This window comes from Methylobacterium hispanicum, assembly GCF_022179285.1.
GTDB classification, from domain to species: Bacteria; Pseudomonadota; Alphaproteobacteria; order Rhizobiales; family Beijerinckiaceae; genus Methylobacterium; species Methylobacterium hispanicum.
On record NZ_BPQO01000100.1, the window covers coordinates 1 to 541 of the forward strand.

General features: G+C 69.7%; 1 protein-coding gene. It reads right to left on the reverse strand.

Going from position 1 to position 541, the window contains the following annotated elements:
* Nucleotides 1–541, reverse strand: a 541-nt coding sequence (locus MFF56_RS31925; RefSeq protein ID WP_238232246.1) for a dTDP-glucose 4,6-dehydratase, incomplete at both ends; no start/stop codon positions are given.

Below are 541 nucleotides of genomic sequence, written 5' to 3' on the forward strand. Positions count from 1 at the left end.
GTTCAGGATCATCAGCGGGATCAGCTTCTCGGGGAAGTGGCGCGGGCCGTAGTTGTTCGAGCAGTTCGTCACCAGCACCGGCAGGCCGTAGGTCTCGTGCCATGCGCGCGCGAGGTGGTCGGAGGCCGCTTTTGACGCCGAGTAGGGCGAGCGCGGGTCGTAGCGGCTCTCTTCGGTGAAGAAGGCGTCGGGGGGCAGCGAGCCGTAGACCTCGTCGGTGGAGACGTGCAGGAAGCGGAAGGTGTCCCAGTCCGGGCCGGAGAGGCCCTCGTAGTGGCGGCGTGCGGCGTCCAGCATCACCTGGGTGCCGACCACGTTGGTGCGGATGAAGGCACCCGGTCCGGTGATCGAGCGGTCGACGTGGCTCTCGGCTGCCAGGTGCATCACGGCCTGCGGGCGGACCTGCGCGAAAGCGGCCTGGACGGCGTCCGCGTCGCAGATGTCGGCCTCGATCAGGCGGTGGCGCGGATCCTCGGCCAGCGGCTGCAGCGAGACCGGGTTGGCCGCGTAGGTGAGCGCGTCGAGCGTGGCGACCTCGTGC